This window comes from Pantoea sp. BJFS-204, assembly GCF_049310725.1.
Classification (GTDB): Bacteria; Pseudomonadota; Gammaproteobacteria; order Enterobacterales; family Enterobacteriaceae; genus Pantoea; species Pantoea agglomerans.
This window is the reverse complement of sequence record NZ_JBMOWE010000001.1, coordinates 105,356-127,770: the sequence shown is the minus strand read 5'-3', so window position 1 is coordinate 127,770 and position 22,415 is coordinate 105,356. Positions and strand designations below refer to the sequence as shown.

Here is a 22,415-nt window from a genome sequence, read left to right as displayed (position 1 = left end):
GACCTAATTTATAAGGAGAAAATATATGTGGACTGACCGTTTTGAAAAAGCAATTGATAGTGGTTTTGAGCGAGATCAGTACGGTAGAGATCGCGCGAGAATTATTCACTCAGCATTTTTTCGTAGATTACAAGGAAAAACTCAGGTACTGGGGTTAGGCGAAAGCGATTTTTACAGGACTCGTTTAACGCATTCTTTAGAAGTCGCACAAATAGCCGGTGGAATTTCAGAATTTTTAAAATCTCAATATAAAGATAACGAAACAATTATTAGTCTAATACCTGATCAAAATTTAATTGAATCCATAGGTTTAGTACATGATATTGGCCACCCGCCATTTGGACATGGTGGCGAGGTTGCATTGAATTATGCAATGAGAAACAATGCGGGCTTTGAAGGTAATGCACAGACGTTAAGAATATGCACGAAATTAGGTGAATATTCTGATGGGAATGGTTTGAATCTTACAAGAAGAACTTTACTTGGGATAATAAAATACCCATGTTTTTATAGTGATGTGGTTAATGCAAAAATATACAATGATTCAAAGGGGTTAAACTTAGATTCATATAAACCTCCAAAATGTATATTTGATTGTGATAAGGAGCACGTTGATTGGATTCTTCAACCATTCACTAATGACAGAAAAACTTTCATGTCATCTTCAAATCCTAGTGAAGGAAAACACAAAAAACCATTATATAAATCTTTTGATGCAAGCATAATGGAAATTGCTGATGATATTGCATATGGGGTTCATGATTTAGAAGATGCTATCGCTCTTGGGTTAGTTAGCGAAAGAACATGGCTAACTGAAGTTGTTGCCAGACTTCAGGACTCATTAAGAAAAGCGCCGATGTCAGACAAAATAGATGAATACACCAAATTACTTTTTTCTGGTGAAAATAAAACCAGAAAAAAAGCAATAAGCCAGCTAGTAAACCACTTCGTGACTAATGTTGAAGTAAATAAACAAGACATTTTAAGTCATAATTTATTAGATTATCAGGCTGAATTTCCAAAGATTGTTGGAGAAGAACTTGATATCCTTAAAGAGTTTGTTGTAAATAACGTTATCAAAACGCCGGAGGTACAAACTCTAGAATACAAAGGGCAACAAATGGTCTTAAAATTGTTTGATACAATAGCGAACAATCCATCGCGACTCTTACCTAAAAAATATTTCGAAAAATATAATAATGAAGGGTGTAACTTAAGAGTTATTTGTGATTATCTTGCAGGCACTACAGATGATTACGCAACGAGACTTTATCATAAGATATTCACGCCATCCTCTGGCTCCATCTTTGATAAGCTTTAGCTTTATCAAAATAATGTGGGGCAGGTTATCGCCTCACATTATAATTATTTTCCAGAATAAACGGAAAGAAATATTCTATAGAAAGCGAGCGGACTTAGTTTCGATTTTCATATATATAACATTCATATTTTTCTAAACTCATACACTTTATGACGGCATAATCGTCATATCAATGAATATGAAATAATCCATAAATTTTAGCAGCTAAAATTTTTTTTGATGCAGATCGAGGATGGCATTTAGCTAAAAATATGATTACTAACTACTTTTTAACCCATTCATCAATCATATTCGCCCAGTCTTGCAGCATCTCTGATCTCTGCTCGCGATACTCGGCCTTATTGTAAACAGCTCGAACTCCCTTTTGTTCATGGGCAAGGCACTTCTCAATCCAGTCAGTATTGTACCCAGCCTCATGTAGTAAGGTGCTGGCTGTACGCCGTAAGTCATGAGGACCGAACTTCGGCAATGACTCCCCTTCTTTCTGTGCCAGACGATATGTAAGTGTCAAAACCCGGTTTAAGGTAGCACTACTCATTGGCGCATCGGAATCGTACCGCGAAGGAAGGATATAATCAGAGCTACCGGCAAAGGTTTTAAGGGCAATCATAATATCTATTGCCTGTCTGGAAAGAAAAACCAAATGTGGATTACGTCGTTTCATCCTCTCCTTTGGTATCGTCCATACAGCTTCACTAAAATTGATCTCGTTCCAGGTCGCGTTAGTAAGCTCACTTTTACGTACCATCGTTAACAGCAAAAGTTTAACCGCTGCTCTGATTGATGGCGTCGTTCCTATCCGTTCCATATACCGATACATCAGACCAATTTCAACTGGCGTCAATGCCCTGTCACGAGGCTCAAATTTCGCTATGCTTGCAGGCCGTACCAGATCAGCGGGATTCTCAACCTTCTGACCGCGCTCAATAGCCCAGCGATAGACTTGCAATACAATCTCTCTGGCGTGAACAGCTGTCGCCGGTGCCCCTCTCTCGACAATGCTATCGGTTAATGCGCGTAAGTCTTCATGTGTAATCTCACTCAGTTTCTGCTGGGCAAATTTTGACTTCAACTCCCTTTGATATACCGAACGCCGCATATCACGCGTCGATTCAGCCATTTGATAACCGCGTAACCATTTCTCGGCCCACGCACCAAAAGTCTCCGCATCTTTGATACGCGCTTTATCTCTGGCTTTTTCCCTCGCAGGCGATCTTGCACTGGCAACCATTTTTTTGGCTTCATTGAGCCGTTCACGCGCTTCTGCAAGCGTGATCCCTCCAACACCATAGCGGCCAAAAGTAACGGTCTCCTGTCTTCCGTTTATTGAATAGTTATAACGAAATGAGATCGTTCCAGCAGGAGTGACCGCAACATACAGCCCATCACGGTCATTAACTTTATAGAGTTTTTCCTTCGGCTTAAGGTGACGCAGCCTGGTGTCAGTCAACATGGTTTATTGTTTTCCTTTTATCAAAAAATACCATGTTGTAAAAAATTCAGAAAAATTATTTAACTATCTGTTTTTAATTGAGTTATAAAAAACAAATACCATAACTCAACCAGAATTTATCACATGGTACTTTTTCAAACCTGAATTCAAAACCAGAGAGTACCATCAAAAATTCCATTGAAAAAACCCTGCTTCCCGTTGCTAACAGCTGCCAGAAAGTGCCAGACACAAAAACAAAAAGCCCGCAGTTACGCGGGCTTAGAGGTACTTTACTGCTTTTACGTGCAGGCTGTTGCCAAACGTGGAATCATTCCCACTCAATCGTCGCTGGTGGCTTACCGCTGATGTCATACACCACGCGGGAGATGCCGTCGACTTCATTGATGATGCGGTTAGAGACACGGCCAAGGAACTCATACGGCAGGTGCGCCCAGTGTGCGGTCATAAAGTCGATGGTTTCCACCGCACGCAGCGAGACAACCCAGTCATATTTACGGCCATCACCCATCACGCCGACTGAACGTACCGGCAGGAAGACGGTGAACGCCTGGCTGACTTTGTTATAGAGATCCGCTTTATGCAGCTCTTCAATGAAGATGGCATCGGCACGGCGCAGCAGGTCGCAATACTCTTTCTTCACTTCGCCCAGCACGCGCACGCCCAGACCTGGACCCGGGAACGGATGGCGATAGAGCATGTCGTAAGGCAGGCCCAGCTCCAGACCAATCTTACGCACTTCATCTTTGAACAGCTCACGCAGCGGCTCAACCAGGCCCATCTTCATCTCTTTCGGCAGGCCGCCGACGTTGTGATGCGATTTGATGACGTGCGCCTTACCGGTTGCAGAGGCCGCAGACTCAATGACATCCGGATAGATGGTGCCCTGTGCCAGCCACTTAACGTCCTGCAGCTTCAGCGCTTCTTCGTCGAAGACTTCCACAAAGACGCGACCGATAATTTTACGTTTCGCTTCCGGCTCATTCTCACCTGCCAGCGCGTCGAGGAAGCGCGCTTCGCCTTCAACGTGAATAATGTTGAGGCCGAAGTGGTCGCCAAACATATCCATAACCTGTTGTGCTTCGTTCAGGCGCAGCAGGCCGTTATCCACGAACACGCAGGTCAGACGGTCGCCAATGGCGCGATGCAGCAGCATTGCCGTCACGGAGGAGTCAACACCACCTGACAGGCCGAGGATCACTTTGTCGTTGCCGACCTGCACACGCAGGCGTTCAACCGCATCTTCAATGATTTTGGCTGGCGTCCACAGGGCTTCACATTCACAGATGTCGATAACGAAGCGCTCAAGCATCCGCAGGCCCTGGCGGGTATGGGTCACTTCCGGGTGGAACTGCACGCCGTAGAAACGCTTCTCTTCGTTAGCCATGATGGCGAACGGACAGGTTTCTGTGCTGGCAACGGTCACGAAGTCAGCCGGGATCGCCGTGACTTTGTCGCCGTGGCTCATCCAGACATCCAGCAGCGGTTTGCCAGCGGCGCTGATCGCATCTTCAATATCGCGAACCAGGGCGCTTGGCGTCGTCACTTCGACCTGCGCATAACCAAACTCGCGCTCGGTTGAGCCAGCAACGGTGCCGCCCAGCTGCATCGCCATCGTCTGCATACCGTAGCAGACACCCAGCACCGGCACGCCAGCGCTGAAGACATATTCAGGCGCACGCGGGCTGTTCAGTTCGGTGGTGCTCTCCGGGCCACCGGAAAGGATGATGCCGCTTGGATTGAACTGCCGAATCTGCTCTTCGGTGACATCCCATGCCCAGAGTTCACAGTAAACGCCCAGCTCGCGCACGCGACGTGCAACCAGCTGAGTATATTGTGAGCCGAAATCGAGAATCAGAATGCGATGCTTATGGATATTTTCCGTCGTCATTGAGGGTTTTCCAGAACGGTGACTTAATCAATAAAAGCGCCCGGCTTAAGCCGGGCGGGAAATCGGGATTATGAACCCATGCGATAGTTCGGTGACTCTTTGGTGATGGTCACATCATGCACGTGGCTCTCATTGATGCCGGCGCCGCTGATGCGTACAAACTCCGCCTTGGTGCGCAGGTCATCAATGGTCGGGCAACCTGTCAGGCCCATGCACGAGCGCAGGCCGCCCATCTGCTGATGCACGATCTCTTTCAGACGGCCTTTATAGGCCACGCGACCTTCGATACCTTCCGGCACCAGTTTGTCAGCGGCGTTATCGGTCTGGAAGTAGCGGTCAGAAGAGCCTTTAGACATCGCGCCCAGTGAACCCATACCGCGATAGGATTTGAACGAACGGCCCTGATAGAGTTCGATCTCGCCCGGTGACTCTTCGGTCCCCGCCAGCATCGAACCGACCATGACACAGGACGCACCGGCGGCGATCGCTTTCGCGATGTCACCGGAGAAACGGATACCGCCATCAGCAATCACCGGAATACCGGTGCCTTCCAGCGCGGTGACTGCGTCAGAGACGGCAGTGATCTGCGGAACGCCCACGCCGGTCACGATACGGGTAGTACAGATAGAGCCCGGGCCGATACCCACTTTAACGGCGCTGACGCCTGCCGCAACCAGCGCCAGTGCACCGGCACCGGTGGCTACGTTGCCGCCGACGATTTCAAGGTCCGGGTATTTGGCACGGGTTTCACGGATACGTGACAGCACGCCTTCAGAATGGCCGTGTGAAGAGTCAATCAGCAGCACGTCAACGCCCGCTGCAACCAGCGCATCGATACGCTCTTCGTTACCTGCACCTGCGCCAACTGCCGCACCGACACGCAGACGACCCTGCTCATCTTTACAGGCGTTAGGTTTACGTTCAGCTTTCTGGAAATCTTTAACGGTGATCATGCCCAGCAGATGGAAGCTGTCATCCACCACCAGCGCTTTCTCAACGCGCTTTTCATGCATCCTGTGCAGCACCACATCGCGCGCTTCGCCCTCTTTCACCGTCACCAGACGATCTTTCGGGGTCATGACTGCAGAGACAGGCTGTGAAAGGTCAGTGACAAAGCGCACGTCACGACCGGTGATAATACCCACCAGTTCGTTGTCGCGGTTAACCACCGGATAACCCGCAAAGCCGTTGCGCTCGGTCAGCGCTTTAACGTCAGCCAGTGGGGTGGTTGGCAGGACGGTCTGTGGTTCAGTCACCACGCCGCTTTCATGTTTCTTCACCTTGCGCACTTCGTCCGCCTGGCGTTCGATTGACATATTTTTATGGATGAAGCCAAGGCCGCCTTCCTGTGCCAGCGCAATCGCCAGACCCGACTCGGTCACGGTGTCCATGGCAGCGGAGAGCATAGGAATATTTAAACGGATATTTTTGGTCAGCTGAGTGCTGAGATCGGCCGTATTCGGCAGGACGGTGGAGTGTGCAGGGACGAGCAGAACGTCGTCAAAAGTGAGTGCTTCTTTAGCGATTCTTAACATGGCAATACTCCACCTCGGGTGATTGAGAATAGATAAAATATTGCCGCGGCATTATACAGGCCGTAATCGATTGCCTCCAGCATTATTTACGAAAAACTCTTGATCCGCACTGGCAGCCCTGTAGTATCGATGAATTAACCTGCTGATTTGGAATTTGATCTTCGTCACATGTCGCTGCCACCCATCGCCAATATTTTTACCGTCAGCCGTCTCAATACGACAGTGCGTCAGCTGCTGGAGAAAGAGATGGGCCTGGTCTGGATCAGCGCCGAGATCTCCAACTTCACGCAACCGGCATCCGGTCACTGGTACTTCACGCTGAAAGATGATGGCGCTCAGGTTCGCTGTGCTATGTTCCGCAACAGTAACCGACGCGTCACCTTCCGTCCGCAGCATGGTCAGCAGGTGCTGGTGCGCGCCAACATCACTCTCTATGAGCCACGCGGTGACTATCAGCTGATTGCCGAAAGTATGCATCCGGCGGGTGAAGGCTTGCTGCAGCAGCAGTTTGAACTGCTGAAAGCAAAACTGGCCACCGAAGGACTGTTTGATCCGCAGCATAAGCAACCGCTGCCGGAACCGGCGCGTCAGGTCGGGGTAATCACCTCTTCCACCGGCGCGGCGCTGCACGATGTGTTACGCGTGCTGCATCGCCGTGATCCCTCTCTGCCCGTGGTCATCTACCCGACCGTGGTTCAGGGCGTCGATGCGCCAGCGGCTATCGTCCGGGCGATTGAAATCGCCAACCTGCGCAACGAGTGCGACGTAATAATTGTCGGACGCGGCGGCGGTTCGCTGGAAGATTTGTGGGGCTTTAACGATGAACGCGTGGCGCGCGCCATTTTTGCCAGCCGCATTCCCATCGTCAGCGCGGTGGGTCATGAAACCGATGTCACCATTGCCGACTTCGTTGCCGATTTACGTGCACCCACCCCTTCCGCCGCGGCTGAAATTGTCAGCCGTAACCAGCTGGAGTTACTGCGTCAGTTGCAGTCACAGCAACAGCGGCTGGAGATGGCGATGGATTACTACCTGACACGTCAGCAGCGGCTTTACTCCCGCCTTGAACATCGTCTGCAACAGCAGCATCCGCAGCTGCGTCTGGCCCGTCAGCAGACCGCCCTGTTCCGCCTGCAGCAGCGACTGGGAGAAGCGATGGAAACCCGCCTGCGTCAGGCCACGCGTCAGCAGGATCGCCTGTCGCATCGACTCAATGCCCAGCAGCCTCAGCAGCGGCTGTTCGATGCGCAAAAACAGCTGCAAAGCTGGCACTACCGCCTGCAGCAGAGCATGACAAAACAGCTGAGCACCAGCAAACAGCACTTTGGTCAGTTGGTGGCGCAGCTGGAAGGCGTCAGCCCGCTGGCGACGCTGGCGCGCGGTTTTAGCGTGACCACCGACACTGCCGGACAGGTGGTGAAGAAAACCGCACAGCTCCAGAGCGGCGACCTGCTCCGTACCCGTCTTGATGATGGCTGGGTTGAAAGCCAGGTGACGCAGTTACTGCCTGAGAAAAAGCGCCGCCGCAAAACCGCCTCCTGACTCTGCCCGTCAGCTCACACTTTTACACTTAACGCTGGCCTGACTAATGAGGTTTAACCCGCCTGACGGGTCTATACTTTCTGGCACATTCCCTGTCGCCAGGGCGTTTCAGATGGCTTGCCAACGTTGTTGCCTCAGAAAAGCGCCGCCGCAAAACTGTCTCCTGACTCTGCCCGTCAGCTCACACTTTTACACTTAACGCTGGCCTTACTAATGAGGTCTAACCAGCCTGACGGGTCTATACTTTCTGGCATATTCCCTGTCGCCAGGGCGTTTCAGATGGCTTGCCAACGTTGTTGCCTCAGAAAAGCGCCGCCGCAAAACTGCCTCCTGACTCTGCCCGTCAGCTCACACTTTTACACTTAACGCTGGCCTCACTAATGAGGTCTAACCAGCCTGACGGGTCTATACTTTCTGGCACATTCCCTGTCGCCAAGGAGTTTCAGATGGCTTATTGCGTTATTCCTCCCTATATCCTTCGCAAAATCATCGCGCACGGTTCCGGCCACCAGCAGGAGCAGGCGCGTCGCACCCTGACCCACGTCCAGCACCTGATGGCGGAACACTGGCAAAAGCAGCCGGTGGCAAAAACCGCGGCAGGCGGCCACGTGGATCGTGAAATTTATGATGCGCAAAGTCAGCAGACCCTGCCAGGTAAGTTGATTCGTCAGGAGGGCCAGCCCGGCAATGACGACGTGGCGGCTGAGGAAGCCTGGAACTATCTTGGCGTAACCTATGACTTCTTCTGGCAGGCTTATCAGCGTAATTCGCTGGATAATCAGGGGCTGAAATTGCTCGGTACCGTGCACTACGGTGACAAATACCAGAACGCCTTCTGGAACGGTCAGCAAATGGTATTTGGTGATGGTGACGGCGAAATCTTTAATCGCTTCACCATTGCGATTGACGTTGTGGCGCACGAACTGGCGCATGGCGTGACGGAAAATGAAGCCGGCTTGATCTACTTCGAGCAGGCTGGTGCACTGAACGAGTCGCTGTCAGATGTGTTTGGCTCGCTGGTGAAACAGTTCAGTAAAAAACAGCGCGCCGATGAGGCGGACTGGATTATCGGCGAAGGCCTGCTGGCAAGCGGCATCAATGGGCGTGGTCTGCGATCGATGTCTGAACCTGGCTCGGCCTATGATGACCCGATGCTGGGCAAAGATCCGCAACCGGCACACATGGATCACTACGTGAAAACACGCGAAGATAATGGCGGGGTTCATATCAACTCCGGCATCCCTAACCGGGCTTTTTATCTGGCAGCAACAGCGCTGGGTGGTTATGCGTGGGAACAGGCGGGATATGCCTGGTACGACACGGTGTGTGACGACGAACTGCCACAGGATGCTGACTTTAAGACCTTTGCCCGCTTCACCGTTCAGCATGGTAAAAAACGGTTCAACGAATCGGTCGGCAGTGCCATTGAACAGGCGTGGAAGGAGGTTGGCGTGCTATGAGTGACCTGCCCGAACTCACTGATGACGCCACCATCATCGTCGCGCGTGAAGGCGGCATGGCCTTTATTCCGGGGCTACGCGCCGAACGACGCTTTATGCTGGGCGATCTGCCGCCGCCAGAAAGAGAACGCGTCTGCCATGCGCTGCAGCAGGCGATGCCGCTGGGCGAACCTGAGGAGAAAGCCGCGCAGGTGGGCAGTGGCGACCAGCGCTATTTTCGCATCCAGATTCAGTATTCAACCCACCGCGAGGTCGGGACGATAGTGCTGTTGATTCCGGAACAGGTGGCGCCGCCTGAGTTGCAGGCGCTGTGGCGCGACGGCAAATAAGCAAAAAAAAGGGCCGACAATGTCGGCCCTTTTCATTAAGTGTTGTTACTTGCTGTCTGGCAGCGCGTAAGCAATTACATAATCACCACGTTCCGGTGACTGACGTGCGCCACCTGCCGAGATCAGGATGTACTGCTTACCATCTTTCGGTGAGACGTAGCTCATCGGTCCACCCTGACTGCCCACCGGCAGACGTGCTTTCCACACCTCTTTACCGGTTGAAGAATCAAAGGCGCGCAGATAGTAATCCTGCGTACCCGCGATGAACACCAGGCCGCCCTGCGTGGCCAGCGTACCGCCCAGCGTTGGCATGCCAACCGGCATTTTCACGCGCATCTTGATACCGAATGGTCCGGTATCCTGCACCGTGCCGACCGGCACCTGCCAGACGATTTTCTGCGTTTTCATGTCAATCGCCGACAGCGTACCAAATGGCGGTTTCTGACATGGGATACCCAGCGGTGACATAAAGCGATTTTTATTCACAGCATATGGCGTGCCTTTCAGCGGAACGGCACCCATACCGGTGTTGATCGCTTCGCCACCGTTGCTGCCACGCGCAATATTGCTGGTATCAGCCGGGATCATCTGAACCCACAAACCCAGACGCATATCATTGACGAACAACAGGTGGTTGTTCGGATCGACCGACATGCTGCCCCAGTTCATACCGCCCAGCGAACCCGGGAAGCTCAGAGACTTGTCGGTGTCCGGCACGGTGAACAGGCCGTCATAGCGCATGGATTTGAAGCCAATGCGGCAGGCCAGCTGATCAAACGGCGTGGCACCCCACATGTCAGACTCTTTCAGCGTCTGGTTGCCAATCTGCGGCATCCCGGTCGAGTGTGGCTGCGTTTTGGTGTACTGCTCGTTCGGGATATGACCCTGCGGCATCGGCAGTTCTTCGACTTTGGTCAGCGGCTTGCCGGTCATACGGTCAAGCACGAAGATCATGCCGGTTTTGCCGCCAATCACTACCGCAGGTGTGGTAGTGCCATCTTTTTGCGGGAAGTCGATCAGGCTTGGCTGCATCGGCAGGTCAAAGTCCCACAGATCGTTATGCACGGTCTGATAGACCCACTTCTCTTTACCGGTCGTGGCATCCAGCGCCAGAACCGATGCGCCATATTTGTGATCCAGCTCAGTACGGTTCGCACCCCAGAGGTCAACCGACGAACTGCCCATTGGAATGAACACGGTGTTCATTGCCGGGTCGTAAGACATTGGCGCCCATGAGTTCGGCGTACTGCGGGTATAATCTTTACCCGGCATCAATATCGCATTCGGGTCAACATTGCCTGGGTCAAACGCCCAGCGCATCTGGCCGGTGATAACGTCAAAGCCACGCAACACGCCACCCGGCATATCCGTCTGTACGTTATCCGCTACGCGACCGCCGACCACCACAGTGGTGCCAGCCAGGGTTGGCGCTGAGGTCAGCTGATATTGCGGATCCGGTGCCTTGCCCATGCCCGCTTTGAGATCAACGATGCCGTGATCGCCAAAGTTTTCACAGAACTCACCGTTGTCAGCATTGATCGCAATCAGACGCGCGTCGATGGTGTTCATCAGAATACGACGCTGACAGCTGTCACCGGCTGGCAACACTGCGGCAGTCACAGGTGAAGACCCCGGCTTATCTGGCTGCTGCAGCGGTTTTGTGGCGTCAAAGTAAGCCAGACCACGACAGCGCGGCCAGACTTCCGCTTTGGCATTGATTTCACGTTTCCAGATCTGCTTACCGCTGTTGGCTTCAACGGCGATGACGTTGTTGTGCGGTGTGCAGAGATAAAGGGTGTTGCCAATCTGCAACGGTGTCTGCTGATCTTCTGCGCCGTTGCCGGTCGGGCTGACAGGGGTATCACCGGTGCGGAAAGTCCAGGCCACCTGCAGATCTTTCACGTTGTCGCGGGTGATTTGATCCAGCGCCACAAAGCGGCTGCCCTGCGGAGTATTACCGTAGTTATCCCAGTCTTTCTGCTGTTTCGCTTTATCTACCGGGATCAGCGGCAGCTCTTCGCCCGTGCCTGCAACGGTAGGATGTGGCTGGAACATCTGCACCAGCGTAACAACCATGCCTGCCGCCAGCAGCGCAGAGAACGCATAAGAGGGTTTTGCCAGTGAGTGCTTACCTTCATGCTTACGCAGTGAAGGCCAGATCAGGAAGGCAAGCAGCATCAGTCCGGCAGGCACCATCAGGCGTGATACCAGCGGCCAGAACTCCAGGCCCGCGTCGAACAGCGACCAGATCAGGGTGCCGACAAAGACCAGCAGGAACAGAACCACTGCCGAGGATTTACGACGGAAGAACTGAATTGCGGAGAGTACAGTGACGATACCCGCAATTAAAAAGTACCCGCTGCCACCAAGTGCAACCAGTTTGCCGCCGCCAATTGCAAAAAACAGACCGGTGGCAAGCAGCACCAGTCCGAGCAGCACGGATGCTATTCCCAGCCCCTTTCCGGAGCGGGAGGATGTTTCAGCCATAATACTTACTCTCCTGAATAAACAGAGCGCCCGGACAGATGGCCTTCCGGACGCCGGCGCGATAAGGCAGTCCGCGCCGGGCACCGCTCGGTTTCAAATCGAATATAAACAGACCCGCGTCCGTGAGATCGAGGGGCCGGAAGAACACGGATGTGGCTTGCCCCTCCCACGACGCGGCAGGATTGTACCACCTGGTACATTACAGAGTGAATATCTACAACTCATTTGTTACGGCGCAATAGCATTTTTGCTACAAAATGAGCCAGTCGTCGCTCTGAATTCTCAGACGTTTTAAGCGTAGCTGAAAGCGGCGTCAGTGACCTGACGGCTGGAAAAGGACGCGCTTGCGAGAGATAAGGCCATGTCCGTTCCGGCAAAAATAGTCCACCGCGCCGCAGGCTTTGAGCACCTCAAGCGGCTGATGACACTCCGGACAGCAGGGTTGTGCGGGGTAATGCGTACCGCAGGTAATACAGATAAATTCACCGTCACTGAGCGACAGCGGTTGCTGACATTTTTCGCAAATAATAGTCACTATTTTCTCCCTGCTCCGGTTTATTCAGGGTAAAAAAAAGAGGGCCAGATGGCCCTCTATTCTTAACGCTTGTTCTTTTTCATATGCGCCAGCAGACGCTTACGTTTACGCTGCTGCGTTGGTGTCAGCAGGTTACGTTTGCCTTCATAAGGGTTATCACCCTCTTTGAACTGAATACGAATTGGCGTTCCCATCACGTTGAGTGATTTACGGAAATAGTTCATCAGGTAGCGTTTGTAAGAATCGGGCAGATCCTTAACCTGATTACCGTGGATTACCACGATAGGCGGGTTATAGCCCCCCGCGTGCGCGTATTTGAGCTTAACGCGACGACTGCGTACCAGCGGTGGCTGGTGATCGTCTGCCGCCATGTTCATGATACGGGTCAGCAGCGAGGTGTTTACACGCTTCGTCGAACAGTCATAGGCTTCAGTGATCGACTCAAACAGATTGCCGACGCCGCTGCCGTGCAGCGCAGAGATAAAGTGGATGCGGGCGAAGTCGATAAAGCCCAGACGGTAGTCCAGTGTCTCTTTCACTTCATCACGCACTTCCTGCGACAGGCCATCCCATTTGTTGACCACAATCACCAGCGAACGACCACTGTTGAGAATGAAGCCAAGCAGCGACAGATCCTGATCGGAAATACCGGCATGGGCATCAATCACCAGCATCACCACGTTGGCATCTTCAATCGCCTGCAGCGTCTTGATCACCGAGAATTTCTCTACAGTGTCAGAGATTTTGGCACGCTTACGCACGCCCGCCGTGTCGATCAGAACGTATTCACGTCCATCACGCTCCATCGGAATATAGATGCTGTCGCGGGTGGTACCCGGCATATCGTAGACCACCACGCGGTCTTCACCGAGAATACGGTTGGTAAGCGTTGACTTACCTACGTTAGGACGGCCAACAATCGCCAGTTTGATCGGCAGGCCCGTCGGGTCGAAGTTTTCTTCTTCCTCGGCGGCTTCCTGCTCAGCAATCTCGTCAGCTTCAAGCGCAGCCCAGTACGCCTGGTTCTCTTCTTCTTCCGTGAGCTCGACCGTCTCAACTTTGTCCATCCATGGCAGCAGTGCCTCTTCTATCAGGCTGCTCACACCACGACCATGCGATGCCGCAATGGCGTGGATCTCGCCCAGGCCCAGTGAATAGAAGTCCACAACCGCCTGATCAGGATCCATCCCGTCAGTTTTGTTGGCCACCAGGAAAGTCGCTTTCTGGCGGGAACGGAGATGCTTAGCGATTTGCTGATCGGCGGCCATCATGCCCGCACGCGCATCGACCATAAACAGCACGACATCCGCTTCTTCAATCGCCAGCAGTGACTGCTCGGCCATCCGCGTTTCAACACCCTCTTCGGTGCCGTCGATACCACCGGTATCAATAACAATAAATTCGCGCCCTTCCACTTCGGCGCGACCATATTTGCGATCGCGAGTCAGTCCAGGAAAATCCGCTACCAGCGCATCACGTGTGCGGGTTAAGCGGTTAAATAGCGTAGATTTTCCCACATTGGGACGCCCAACCAGCGCGACCACAGGTACCATAACAAAATGCCTCAATAAATAATTAATCGCCCGAATGGCGTGATTATAACGGCTCTGGCCGTCAAGTTCAGGCTTAAGGCGCAAAGAATACCATGCCTGACTAAAAACGAAACGGCCCCTGATTAAATCAGGAGCCGTCGGAACGGAGGATTTCACCTGCCAGACGTGTACCCGTTAACGGGTAATCGCATAAACCTCACCATCTTTCGACTGGATCAGCAGCTTATCGCTGGCGACCACCGGCTCGGTCTGGAAGCCTGAGCTATCCAGTTCCTGCTGCGCAACAAAACGACCATCCGTGGTGTTCAGCCAGTGCAGATAACCTTCGCTGTCGCCGACAACCAGATAGCCGTTGTAGAGCACCGGCGAAGTCAGGTTGCGATGCAGCAGATCGCTTTGACGCCAGATGGCGACACCGCCGTCAGCGTTGAGCGCAATCACACGATCGTCCTGATCGACCAGATAAATGCGGCCGGCATCTACAATCAGATCTTTCACACCGCCAATTTCGCGTTTCCACAAAATCTGGCCGGAACGCAGATCCAGTGCTGTCAGATTGCCGTTATACGCCAGCGCGTAAACCACGCCATTGACGATAACCGGTGTGGTATCGACATCGTTAAGACGATCGATCTCAGTGGCACCGCTGACCTGGGAAATACGCTGCTGCCAGACCAGTTGTCCCTGGTTCAGCACCACGGCACTGACACGACCATTGTCGCCACCGACAATCGCGCCACCAAAAGCGACAGCCGGAGCAGATTCACCGCGCAGAGACAACGCTGGCATATCCAGGTTAACGCTCCACTTCACGGCACCGCTGCTCTGATCCAGGCCCTGCAACATGCCGTTGCTGGTATGAACCAGCACCAGACCATCGCTGACTACCGGACGTGACAGTGCTTCGCCGGCGACTTTCGTCTGCCACGCCAGGCTACCATCACTGCTGTTGAGGGCATAAACCTGGCCGCGCTCGCTGCCAACATAGACCCGATCGCCATCAGCCGTCAGGCCACCTGATAACATGGCTGAGCGATTTTTAGAGAAGAAGCCGGTTTTCTCAGAGAGATCGACTTTCCATTTTTCTTTACCGTCTGCGGCATCGAGCGCTTTGACGATACCAAAGCGGTCGGCAGCATAAACCGTATTATCCTGCCAGGCAGGATGCAGATTTGAGTAGAAATCACCGACACCATCGCCTACCGAGGTGCTCCACACTTTCTGTGGCGTGAACTGATTTTCCACCTTCGGCAACGGGGCCATTTTTACTACATCTTCTTCGCCGCTAAACAGCGAACAACCGCTGAGCAAAGTGACTGAAATCAGTCCCGGCAGCAGGTATTTACGTAATTCCATGCGCTCTCTCTTGACTGGCTTAGCTTAAGTTATTCATCTTCATCTGCATCATTTGCTTCAATGCCGGAGAGGCGTCAGATTCAACCCCTTTACTCCAGGCATCGCGCGCGCCCTGCTTGTCGCCTTTGGTCAGCAGCGCTTCGCCGCGAATATCGGCCACAATGGCTGTCCAGCCATCACCCTTCACACCGTCAAGGGTTTTAAGCGCCGCATCCGCTTGATTCTGTTGCAGTTGAATGCGTGCCAGGCGCAGGTTAATCACCGCCTGCAGATTGGCATCTTTGGTATCTTTCAGTCCGTTTTGCAGCAGCGTCGCGGCTTTATCAAGCTGACCGGCGTCAACATACTGCTTCGCCAGATCCATCGCAGCCAGCGCACCGTAGGTGTTGCTGTTTTCACTGGCAAAACGGTTTACCGCTTCCAGCGTCTCCGGTTTGCCCGCCTGCATGGCGCTGGTGAGCTGCTGATACTGCGCTGATACTGTCTTCGCCGTATCGTCCTGATGACTGCTCCAGTAACGCCAGCCGCCCAGCGCAGCAATGCCGATCACCACGCCAATAGCTAACGCTTTGCCATTGTTGGCAAAAAAGTTGCGCAGCGCGTCGGTCTGCTCGTTCTCATTGCTATACACTTCCACGCAATCCCTCTCCTTTCTATGGTTGGTGCTGTGTCACGCTTACTGTAACAGCGAGCGCAAGACAGCAGCAGCCTCTGCCTGATCCAGCGTTTGCTGCTCGCCACGGCGCAGATCTTTAATCACGACCTGACCGGCTTTGACCTCGTCCTCGCCTAACACCAGTGCGACGCGAGCGCCCCACTTGTCAGCACGGGCAAACTGTTTCTTGAAGTTGCCGCCGCCAAAATTGGTCATCAGCCTCAGTTCTGGCGCTTCATCACGCAATTTCTCAGCCAGCTGCATTGCTGCAGACTGCACGCCCTGACCTGAAGCGATAACATAGACATCCACATTGCTCGTCGGTTCAAATTCAGGATTAACCGCCTGAACCAGCAGCACCAGACGCTCCATGCCCATGGCAAAGCCAACGGCAGGTGTTGCGCGGCCACCGAGCTGCTCAACCAGGCCATCATAGCGACCACCGCCACATACCGTGCCCTGTGAACCCAGGCTATCGGTGACCCACTCAATCACGGTGCGATTGTAATAATCAAGACCACGTACCAGACGCTGATTGACGGTGTAGCTGATCCCGGCGTCATCCAGCAAAGCACACAGGCCGCTGAAATGTTCACGTGATTCGTCATCAAGATAGTCGCCAAGCTGTGGCGCATCATTCAGTAACTGCTGAATATCGGGATTTTTAGTGTCGAGAACGCGCATCGGATTGGTGTACATGCGGCGTTTACAATCCTCATCCAGCACCTCTTTATGCTGTTCAAGGAAGGCGACCAGCGCGTCGCGGTAATGCGCGCGTGCTTCCAGCGAACCGATAGAGTTGAGTTCCAGACGAACGTGCTCAGAGATACCCAGGGCTTTCCACCAGCGGGCGTTCAGCATGATCAGTTCAGCATCGATGTCCGGTCCCTGCAGACCAAACACTTCCACGCCAATCTGGTAGAACTGACGATAGCGGCCTTTCTGCGGACGCTCATAGCGGAACATCGGGCCCATATACCACAGGCGCTGCTCCTGGTTGTAGAGTAAACCGTGTTCAATACCGGCTCGCACGCAACCTGCAGTGCCTTCCGGACGCAGCGTCAGGCTTTCACCGTTGCGGTCTTCGAAGGTATACATCTCTTTTTCAACCACGTCGGTGACTTCACCGATGGCGCGTTTAAACAGTGGGGTTTGTTCCACCAGCGGTAAGCGAATTTCGCTGTAACCGTAGCTCGCCAGCGTCTGCTTGAGAACGCCTTCAATCCGTTGCCAGAGGGCGGTATCCGCAGGCAGGTAGTCGTTCATCCCGCGAATCGCCTGAATATTCTTCGCCACGTTAGAATCTCTTAATGCAAAAAAACCTGTCCGGCATCATACCTTATGAGGATGAAACCGCACAGGTTCAGTCAAAAAAGTCACGCACGCAAACCGCGTACGCCATTATTTTTCCAGATGCTGCACATCAATACGGCGACTGGCATCCAGCATCGACGCTTTAGCACGAATGCGCGCTTCCAGCTGATCGATCATGTCATTGTTGTCGAGACGATCGCGCTGACGCACACCATCCTCGTAGAAACCACTCTTCTTGCTGCCGCCGGTCACGCCCAGCGTAGAGAGGGTCGCCTCGCCAGGTCCGTTGACCACGCAGCCGATAATGGAGACATCCATCGGGGTGATGAGGTCTTCCAGACGCTGCTCCAGCGCGTTGACCGTGCCGATAACGTCGAACTCCTGACGTGAGCAGGTCGGACAAGCGATGAAGTTGATGCCACGAGAACGGATACGCAGTGACTTCAGGATATCGAAACCGACTTTGACTTCTTCTACCGGATCGGCGGCCAGCGAGATACGCAGCGTATCGCCGATCCCTTCTGACAGCAGCAGACCCAGTCCAATCGCCGATTTCACTGCGCCAGCCCGCGCGCCGCCCGCTTCGGTGATACCGAGATGCAGTGGCTGTTCAATCTGTTTCGCCAGCAGACGATAAGATTCAACCGCGAGGAAAACGTCAGAGGCTTTAACGCTGACTTTGAATTGATCGAAGTTAAGACGGTCGAGATGATCGACATGGCGCATGGCAGATTCCAGCAACGCCTGCGGCGTCGGCTCGCCATACTTTTCCTGCAGATCTTTCTCCAGCGAACCGGCGTTCACGCCAATTCGAATCGGAATATTGTTGTCGCGCGCGCAGTCGACCACCATACGGATGCGCTCATTGTTCCCGATATTACCGGGATTGATGCGCAGGCAGTCGACGCCATACTCGGCGACTTTCAGGGCGATGCGGTAGTCAAAATGAATATCTGCAACCAGCGGGACGTTTACCTGCTGTTTGATCAGTCTGAATGCTTCTGCGGCATCCATGGTAGGCACCGAGATACGAACGATATCGACACCGACTCGCTCAAGGGCTTTGATCTGATTTACCGTCGCCTCCACGTCAGTGGTGCGGGTGTTGGTCATCGACTGGACAGCGATGGGTGCGCCGTCACCGACCGGCACCTTGCCGACGTAAATGCGTTTGGATTTACGACGGATAATGGGTGCTTCGTTATGCATATTTCTTCTCCACAATTGCCCGGTACGCGATACGCTGTTATTGCGCACCCAACGTCAGGCGAGCAACCTGGTTATTACGGATAAAACGACTTAAATCAACGGGCTGATTCTGATATTGCACCTGAACAGCGGAAGGCGCGCCAATTTTCAGACGATACGGAGGCGTTCCTGCGAGGCTGAGTTTACCACCACTGCGCTGAATGCCGCTGAACAGTTTTTTGCCGGTGGCATCGCTCACTTCCAGCCAGCAGTCGGCGTTAAAGGTCATCACCACCGCATTAGGGTCAGCAGCCGGTTCACTGACCGCCGCTGCACCTACTGGCATCTGAGGTGCCGTGCTGGTATTGGTATTCGTGTTTGTGGCCGCAGGTGCAGCCGCTGAGTTGTCCACGGGCGCCTGGCTCGGTGAAACCACGGCATTGCTGGTGGTATCCGGCTGTGCGGTGGTCGCGCTATTGCTGCCAGTGGCGGCCGGAGCCGCACTCGCTGGCGCACTGGCTGCGCTGTTGTCACTGGTGGTATTGCTTTCGTCAGGCGCGGCAGGTGCCGCGCTGTCACCGCTGGATTCACCCAGCGGAATCGACTGACCGCTATCACCGCTGCTGCTGTTCTGATCGGTCATCGGCACCAAATCATCCTGCGACTCTTTATGATTCTGCCACCACCAGGCACCGGTCAGACCCACCACCACAAACACCACCAGCCAGGTGAAAATCATCAACCAGCCGTCGCGTTTCTTGCGGCGTTTGCCCAGCGAGAAACTTTGCATCGGCTCGATCTTTGAAGCCCGAATCGGTGTCTGTTTCGCCATCATCGGCAGCAGTTCCTCTTCAGGAATGTGCACCAGACGCGCGTAGGAGCGAATGTATCCGCGCAGGAACGTGGAGGCCAGATCGGCAGGCGATTTGTCTTCCTCGATATCACGCACGGTAGAAAGTTTCAGGCACAGGCGTTCAGCGACGTTCTGCTGCGTCAGCCCCATCTGCTCACGGGCCAGACGCAGGCGTTCACCTGTTGAATGTAATGCAGAGTTTTCTTGAGTGGCTTCAGTATTCATTAGCTAAATAACGCTGGTACTGTATCGATTGCGGAAAACGTCGCGCTAACTGGTCGCCATAACGTGAAACGTCAGCGGCATCTCCCTGTAGCGCGGCGAAACGTAAGTGTAACGCCAGACTTCGTGCCGTTGCGGGCAGCTGTTGCTGGTAAATATCAAGCAAAACCTGCACCTTCGCCAGATGGTTATCTGCCAACTGCTTTTCAGCTTCCGACAGCAGCGAATCAGCTTTGCGTCTGTCAGCCTCAATGGCCTGGCGTAGTGTCCTGCGGGCAGCGGCAATATCGCCAGCCTGCAGATAACAAAACCCTGCCAGTTCAAGCGCGTCATTGCGTGCATCAAACTGCGGTGCTGCGCTTGCCCGACTAAACTGTTGATGCGCTTCGCCATACTGCCTTAAAGCGCAGAGAAACGCACCGTAATTGTTAGCAACAAAACCATTATCCGGGGCCTGCTGCTGTGCCAGTATAAACCGTGCCTGCGCCGCTGTCTGATTACCCTGCTTCTGCGCCAGTCGAGCCAGCGCAAGCGAGACCCGGTAATCCTCTGGCGCGGCGGCCTGTGCCCGCAGAAAGTTTCGCTCAGCTGCGGCATAGTCGCCACCCGCCAGATAGTGCATCCCTAACTGCAGACGCACCTCTTCTGCTCCGGGTTCGTGATGCTGGCTGACACACCCGCTTACAACAAACAGCGCCAGTAAAACTGCAGGTAATCCGTTACGCATAATCGTTTCCATCCGCTTGACGTTGACAGGCTGCAGCCTGCCACGCGTCATCACTTCAGGAAACGCTCTGAGTCACTCTTCTAGAGAGCCTTCACAGAGATGGCTTCACCCGCCATTTTTTTACGCATCGTACGCTTGGTACGGTCGATCACCTCACCGGCTAACTGACCACAGGCGGCATCGATATCGTCGCCACGGGTTTTACGCACGATGGTCGTAAAACCATAGTCCATCAGGACTTTGGAGAAACGATCGATGCGGCTATTGGAGCTACGGCCATAAGGCGCGCCCGGGAAGGGGTTCCAGGGGATCAGGTTGATTTTACACGGTGTTTCTTTCAGTAATGCGGCGAGTTCATGCGCATCATCTGTGCTGTCATTGACGTGATCCAGCAACACGTACTCGATGGTCACGCGTCCCTGATTGGCGTTGGATTTGCCAATGTAGCGTTTCACCGCCGCCAGGAAGGTTTCGATATTGTACTTTTTGTTGATCGGGACAATATCATCACGCAACTTATCGTTAGGCGCGTGCAGGGAAATCGCCAGCGCGACGTCGATCATATCGCCCAGTTTATCCAGCGCGGGCACCACACCCGAAGTGGAGAGGGTCACGCGACGCTTCGACAGACCAAAACCGAAGTCATCCAGCATGATCTCCATCGCCGGGACCACGTTATTGAGGTTGAGCAGCGGCTCGCCCATGCCCATCATCACCACGTTGGTGATAGGACGCTGGCCGGTGATTTTGGCTGCGCCGACAATTTTTGCCGCGCGCCACACCTGACCAATAATTTCTGACACCCGCAGGTTACGGTTAAAGCCCTGCTGTGCGGTCGAACAGAATTTACACTCCAGCGCACAACCCACCTGTGATGAGACACAGAGCGTGGCGCGGTCCCCTTCCGGGATATAGACCGTTTCCACCAGCTGGTCGCCCACGCGAATGGCCCATTTGATGGTGCCGTCGGTAGAGCGCATCTCTTCTGCCACTTCTGGCGCACGGATCTCCGTCAGCTCCATCAGCCGGTTACGCAGCTTTTTGTTGATGTCGGTCATCTGCTCGAAGTCATCGCAGCAGTAGTGATAAATCCACTTCATGACCTGATCGGCGCGGAAAGGCTTTTCGCCCAGCGACAGGAAGAATTCGCGCATCTGCTGACGGTTGAGATCCAGCAGATTTATTTTCTGGCTTTTGGGGGAGACGACAATAGGGGATGCGGACGCGGACGTCACAATCTGTTCGGACATAATATTCTCTGGCCTCGTTGTTACACGTTATGGCGCTGTTCAGGGATAGGTGAAAAAAATTGCGCCTTCATTAAGCTGAGTCAATGAAGGCGCAATATTGTACAACATCTGCAGCCTGATAACAGGCGGGAGTGACCTCCCCTACGCAGATTTTTGTAAAGCCGACGTAACGTTTATCGCCAGGCGATTAACGGGTACGTGGGCAGATCTCGTTTTCGCCAAAGAAATAAGCGATTTCGCGGGCAGCGGATTCAGCAGAATCTGAACCGTGCGTGGCGTTTTCGGTGAAGCTGTCAGCGTAGTCAGCACGCAGTGTGCCAGCCAGTGCGTTTGCCGGGTTAGTGGCACCCATCAGGTCACGGTGACGCTGAACGGCATTTTCACCTTCCAGCACAGAAACAACAACCGGGCCAGAGGTCATGAATTCAACCAGACCATCGAAGAATGGCTTGCCCTGGTGCTCAGCGTAAAAACCTTCAGCCTGCTCTTTGCTCAGCTGCAGCATTTTTGCGCCAACGATTTTGAAGCCAGCGCTTTCAAAACGGTTGTAGATAGCACCAATCACATTTTTAGCGACGGCGTTTGGCTTGATGATAGAAAAAGTACGTTCGATTGCCATGATGACCTCTGTCTTAACGTTCTGAAGAAACCGGTGGCGTCCGCCCCGGTTAAGAAACGGCGCCGATTATAGGGGCTGAGTCCGGCATTGCCTATCAGAGATCCCTAATTTGATGAAAATTCTTGATC

18 protein-coding genes are annotated in these 22,415 nt (G+C 53.4%); 4 read left to right on the top strand and 14 right to left on the bottom strand.

Annotation, left to right across the window (positions count from 1 at the left end; all coding sequences use genetic code 11):
* Positions 1-25: 25 nt before the first annotated feature.
* Positions 26-1,321, top strand: a complete 1,296-nt coding sequence (locus tag ACO6VX_RS00580; protein ID WP_422457400.1) for an anti-phage deoxyguanosine triphosphatase — start codon at positions 26-28, stop codon at positions 1,319-1,321.
* A gap of 262 nt (positions 1,322-1,583) precedes the next feature.
* Here the strand turns inward: ACO6VX_RS00580 and ACO6VX_RS00575 are convergent, their stop codons facing one another.
* The 3 genes from ACO6VX_RS00575 to guaB form a co-directional block, all read right to left on the bottom strand.
* On the bottom strand, positions 1,584-2,774 hold the full coding sequence (locus tag ACO6VX_RS00575) for a tyrosine-type recombinase/integrase (protein ID WP_422457398.1): 1,191 nt from the start codon (positions 2,772-2,774) through the stop codon (positions 1,584-1,586).
* Positions 2,775-3,081: 307 nt separating this feature from the next.
* Positions 3,082-4,662, bottom strand: coding sequence for a glutamine-hydrolyzing GMP synthase (gene guaA, locus ACO6VX_RS00570; RefSeq protein ID WP_022624130.1), 1,581 nt, complete (start codon positions 4,660-4,662; stop codon positions 3,082-3,084).
* Between the two features lie 68 nt (positions 4,663-4,730).
* Positions 4,731-6,197 carry an IMP dehydrogenase gene (gene guaB / locus ACO6VX_RS00565; protein ID WP_010671324.1) on the bottom strand — a complete coding sequence of 489 codons (1,467 nt, stop codon included), beginning with the start codon at positions 6,195-6,197 and terminating at the stop codon, positions 4,731-4,733.
* Positions 6,198-6,365: 168 nt separating this feature from the next.
* Here guaB and xseA point away from each other — a divergent pair, with 168 nt between their 5' ends.
* The 3 genes from xseA to ACO6VX_RS00550 all read left to right on the top strand — a co-directional run bounded on the left by xseA (position 6,366) and on the right by ACO6VX_RS00550 (position 9,528).
* On the top strand, positions 6,366-7,739 hold the full coding sequence (xseA, locus tag ACO6VX_RS00560; protein ID WP_422457955.1) for an exodeoxyribonuclease VII large subunit: 1,374 nt from the start codon (positions 6,366-6,368) through the stop codon (positions 7,737-7,739).
* A gap of 446 nt (positions 7,740-8,185) precedes the next feature.
* Positions 8,186-9,199, top strand: coding sequence for a M4 family metallopeptidase (locus ACO6VX_RS00555; RefSeq protein WP_010257519.1), 1,014 nt, complete (start codon positions 8,186-8,188; stop codon positions 9,197-9,199).
* The gene (locus ACO6VX_RS00550) at positions 9,196-9,528 is read left to right on the top strand and encodes a protealysin inhibitor emfourin (RefSeq protein ID WP_422457395.1); all 333 of its coding nucleotides are present in this window, start codon (positions 9,196-9,198) and stop codon (positions 9,526-9,528) included. The genes ACO6VX_RS00555 and ACO6VX_RS00550 overlap by 4 nt, the downstream gene beginning before the upstream one ends.
* 45 nt (positions 9,529-9,573) lie before the next feature.
* Here ACO6VX_RS00550 and ACO6VX_RS00545 read toward each other — a convergent pair whose 3' ends face one another.
* The 11 genes from ACO6VX_RS00545 to ndk form a co-directional block, all read right to left on the bottom strand.
* Positions 9,574-12,015 (bottom strand): glucose/quinate/shikimate family membrane-bound PQQ-dependent dehydrogenase, encoded by a 2,442-nt coding sequence (locus ACO6VX_RS00545; RefSeq protein ID WP_422457393.1) that lies wholly within the window; start codon positions 12,013-12,015, stop codon positions 9,574-9,576.
* A 313-nt stretch (positions 12,016-12,328) separates the two neighbouring features.
* Positions 12,329-12,550 carry a zinc ribbon domain-containing protein gene (locus tag ACO6VX_RS00540; protein ID WP_422457391.1) on the bottom strand — a complete coding sequence of 74 codons (222 nt, stop codon included), beginning with the start codon at positions 12,548-12,550 and terminating at the stop codon, positions 12,329-12,331.
* Positions 12,551-12,612: 62 nt separating this feature from the next.
* Entirely contained in the window at positions 12,613-14,103 is a 1,491-nt protein-coding gene (der, locus tag ACO6VX_RS00535; RefSeq protein ID WP_010257536.1) for a ribosome biogenesis GTPase Der, read from the bottom strand.
* Between the two features lie 174 nt (positions 14,104-14,277).
* On the bottom strand, positions 14,278-15,459 hold the full coding sequence (gene bamB / locus ACO6VX_RS00530; RefSeq protein WP_010257539.1) for an outer membrane protein assembly factor BamB: 1,182 nt from the start codon (positions 15,457-15,459) through the stop codon (positions 14,278-14,280).
* 19 nt (positions 15,460-15,478) lie between these two features.
* Entirely contained in the window at positions 15,479-16,096 is a 618-nt protein-coding gene (locus tag ACO6VX_RS00525; RefSeq protein WP_010257542.1) for a YfgM family protein, read from the bottom strand.
* Positions 16,097-16,135: 39 nt separating this feature from the next.
* Positions 16,136-17,410: a histidine--tRNA ligase gene (gene hisS / locus ACO6VX_RS00520; RefSeq protein ID WP_010257545.1), complete on the bottom strand. Its 1,275-nt coding sequence runs from the start codon at positions 17,408-17,410 to the stop codon at positions 16,136-16,138.
* A 105-nt stretch (positions 17,411-17,515) separates the two neighbouring features.
* Positions 17,516-18,637 carry a flavodoxin-dependent (E)-4-hydroxy-3-methylbut-2-enyl-diphosphate synthase gene (ispG, locus tag ACO6VX_RS00515; RefSeq protein WP_003848692.1) on the bottom strand — a complete coding sequence of 374 codons (1,122 nt, stop codon included), beginning with the start codon at positions 18,635-18,637 and terminating at the stop codon, positions 17,516-17,518.
* A 37-nt stretch (positions 18,638-18,674) separates the two neighbouring features.
* Positions 18,675-19,694, bottom strand: coding sequence for a cytoskeleton protein RodZ (gene rodZ, locus ACO6VX_RS00510; RefSeq protein ID WP_010257552.1), 1,020 nt, complete (start codon positions 19,692-19,694; stop codon positions 18,675-18,677).
* Positions 19,684-20,418: a type IV pilus biogenesis/stability protein PilW gene (pilW, locus tag ACO6VX_RS00505; RefSeq protein WP_031292207.1), complete on the bottom strand. Its 735-nt coding sequence runs from the start codon at positions 20,416-20,418 to the stop codon at positions 19,684-19,686. The genes rodZ and pilW overlap by 11 nt, the downstream gene beginning before the upstream one ends.
* Positions 20,419-20,498: 80 nt before the next feature.
* Positions 20,499-21,668, bottom strand: a complete 1,170-nt coding sequence (locus ACO6VX_RS00500; protein ID WP_010257560.1) for a bifunctional tRNA (adenosine(37)-C2)-methyltransferase TrmG/ribosomal RNA large subunit methyltransferase RlmN — start codon at positions 21,666-21,668, stop codon at positions 20,499-20,501.
* Positions 21,669-21,855: 187 nt separating this feature from the next.
* Positions 21,856-22,287, bottom strand: a complete 432-nt coding sequence (gene ndk / locus ACO6VX_RS00495; RefSeq protein ID WP_003848684.1) for a nucleoside-diphosphate kinase — start codon at positions 22,285-22,287, stop codon at positions 21,856-21,858.
* Positions 22,288-22,415: the final 128 nt, after the last annotated feature.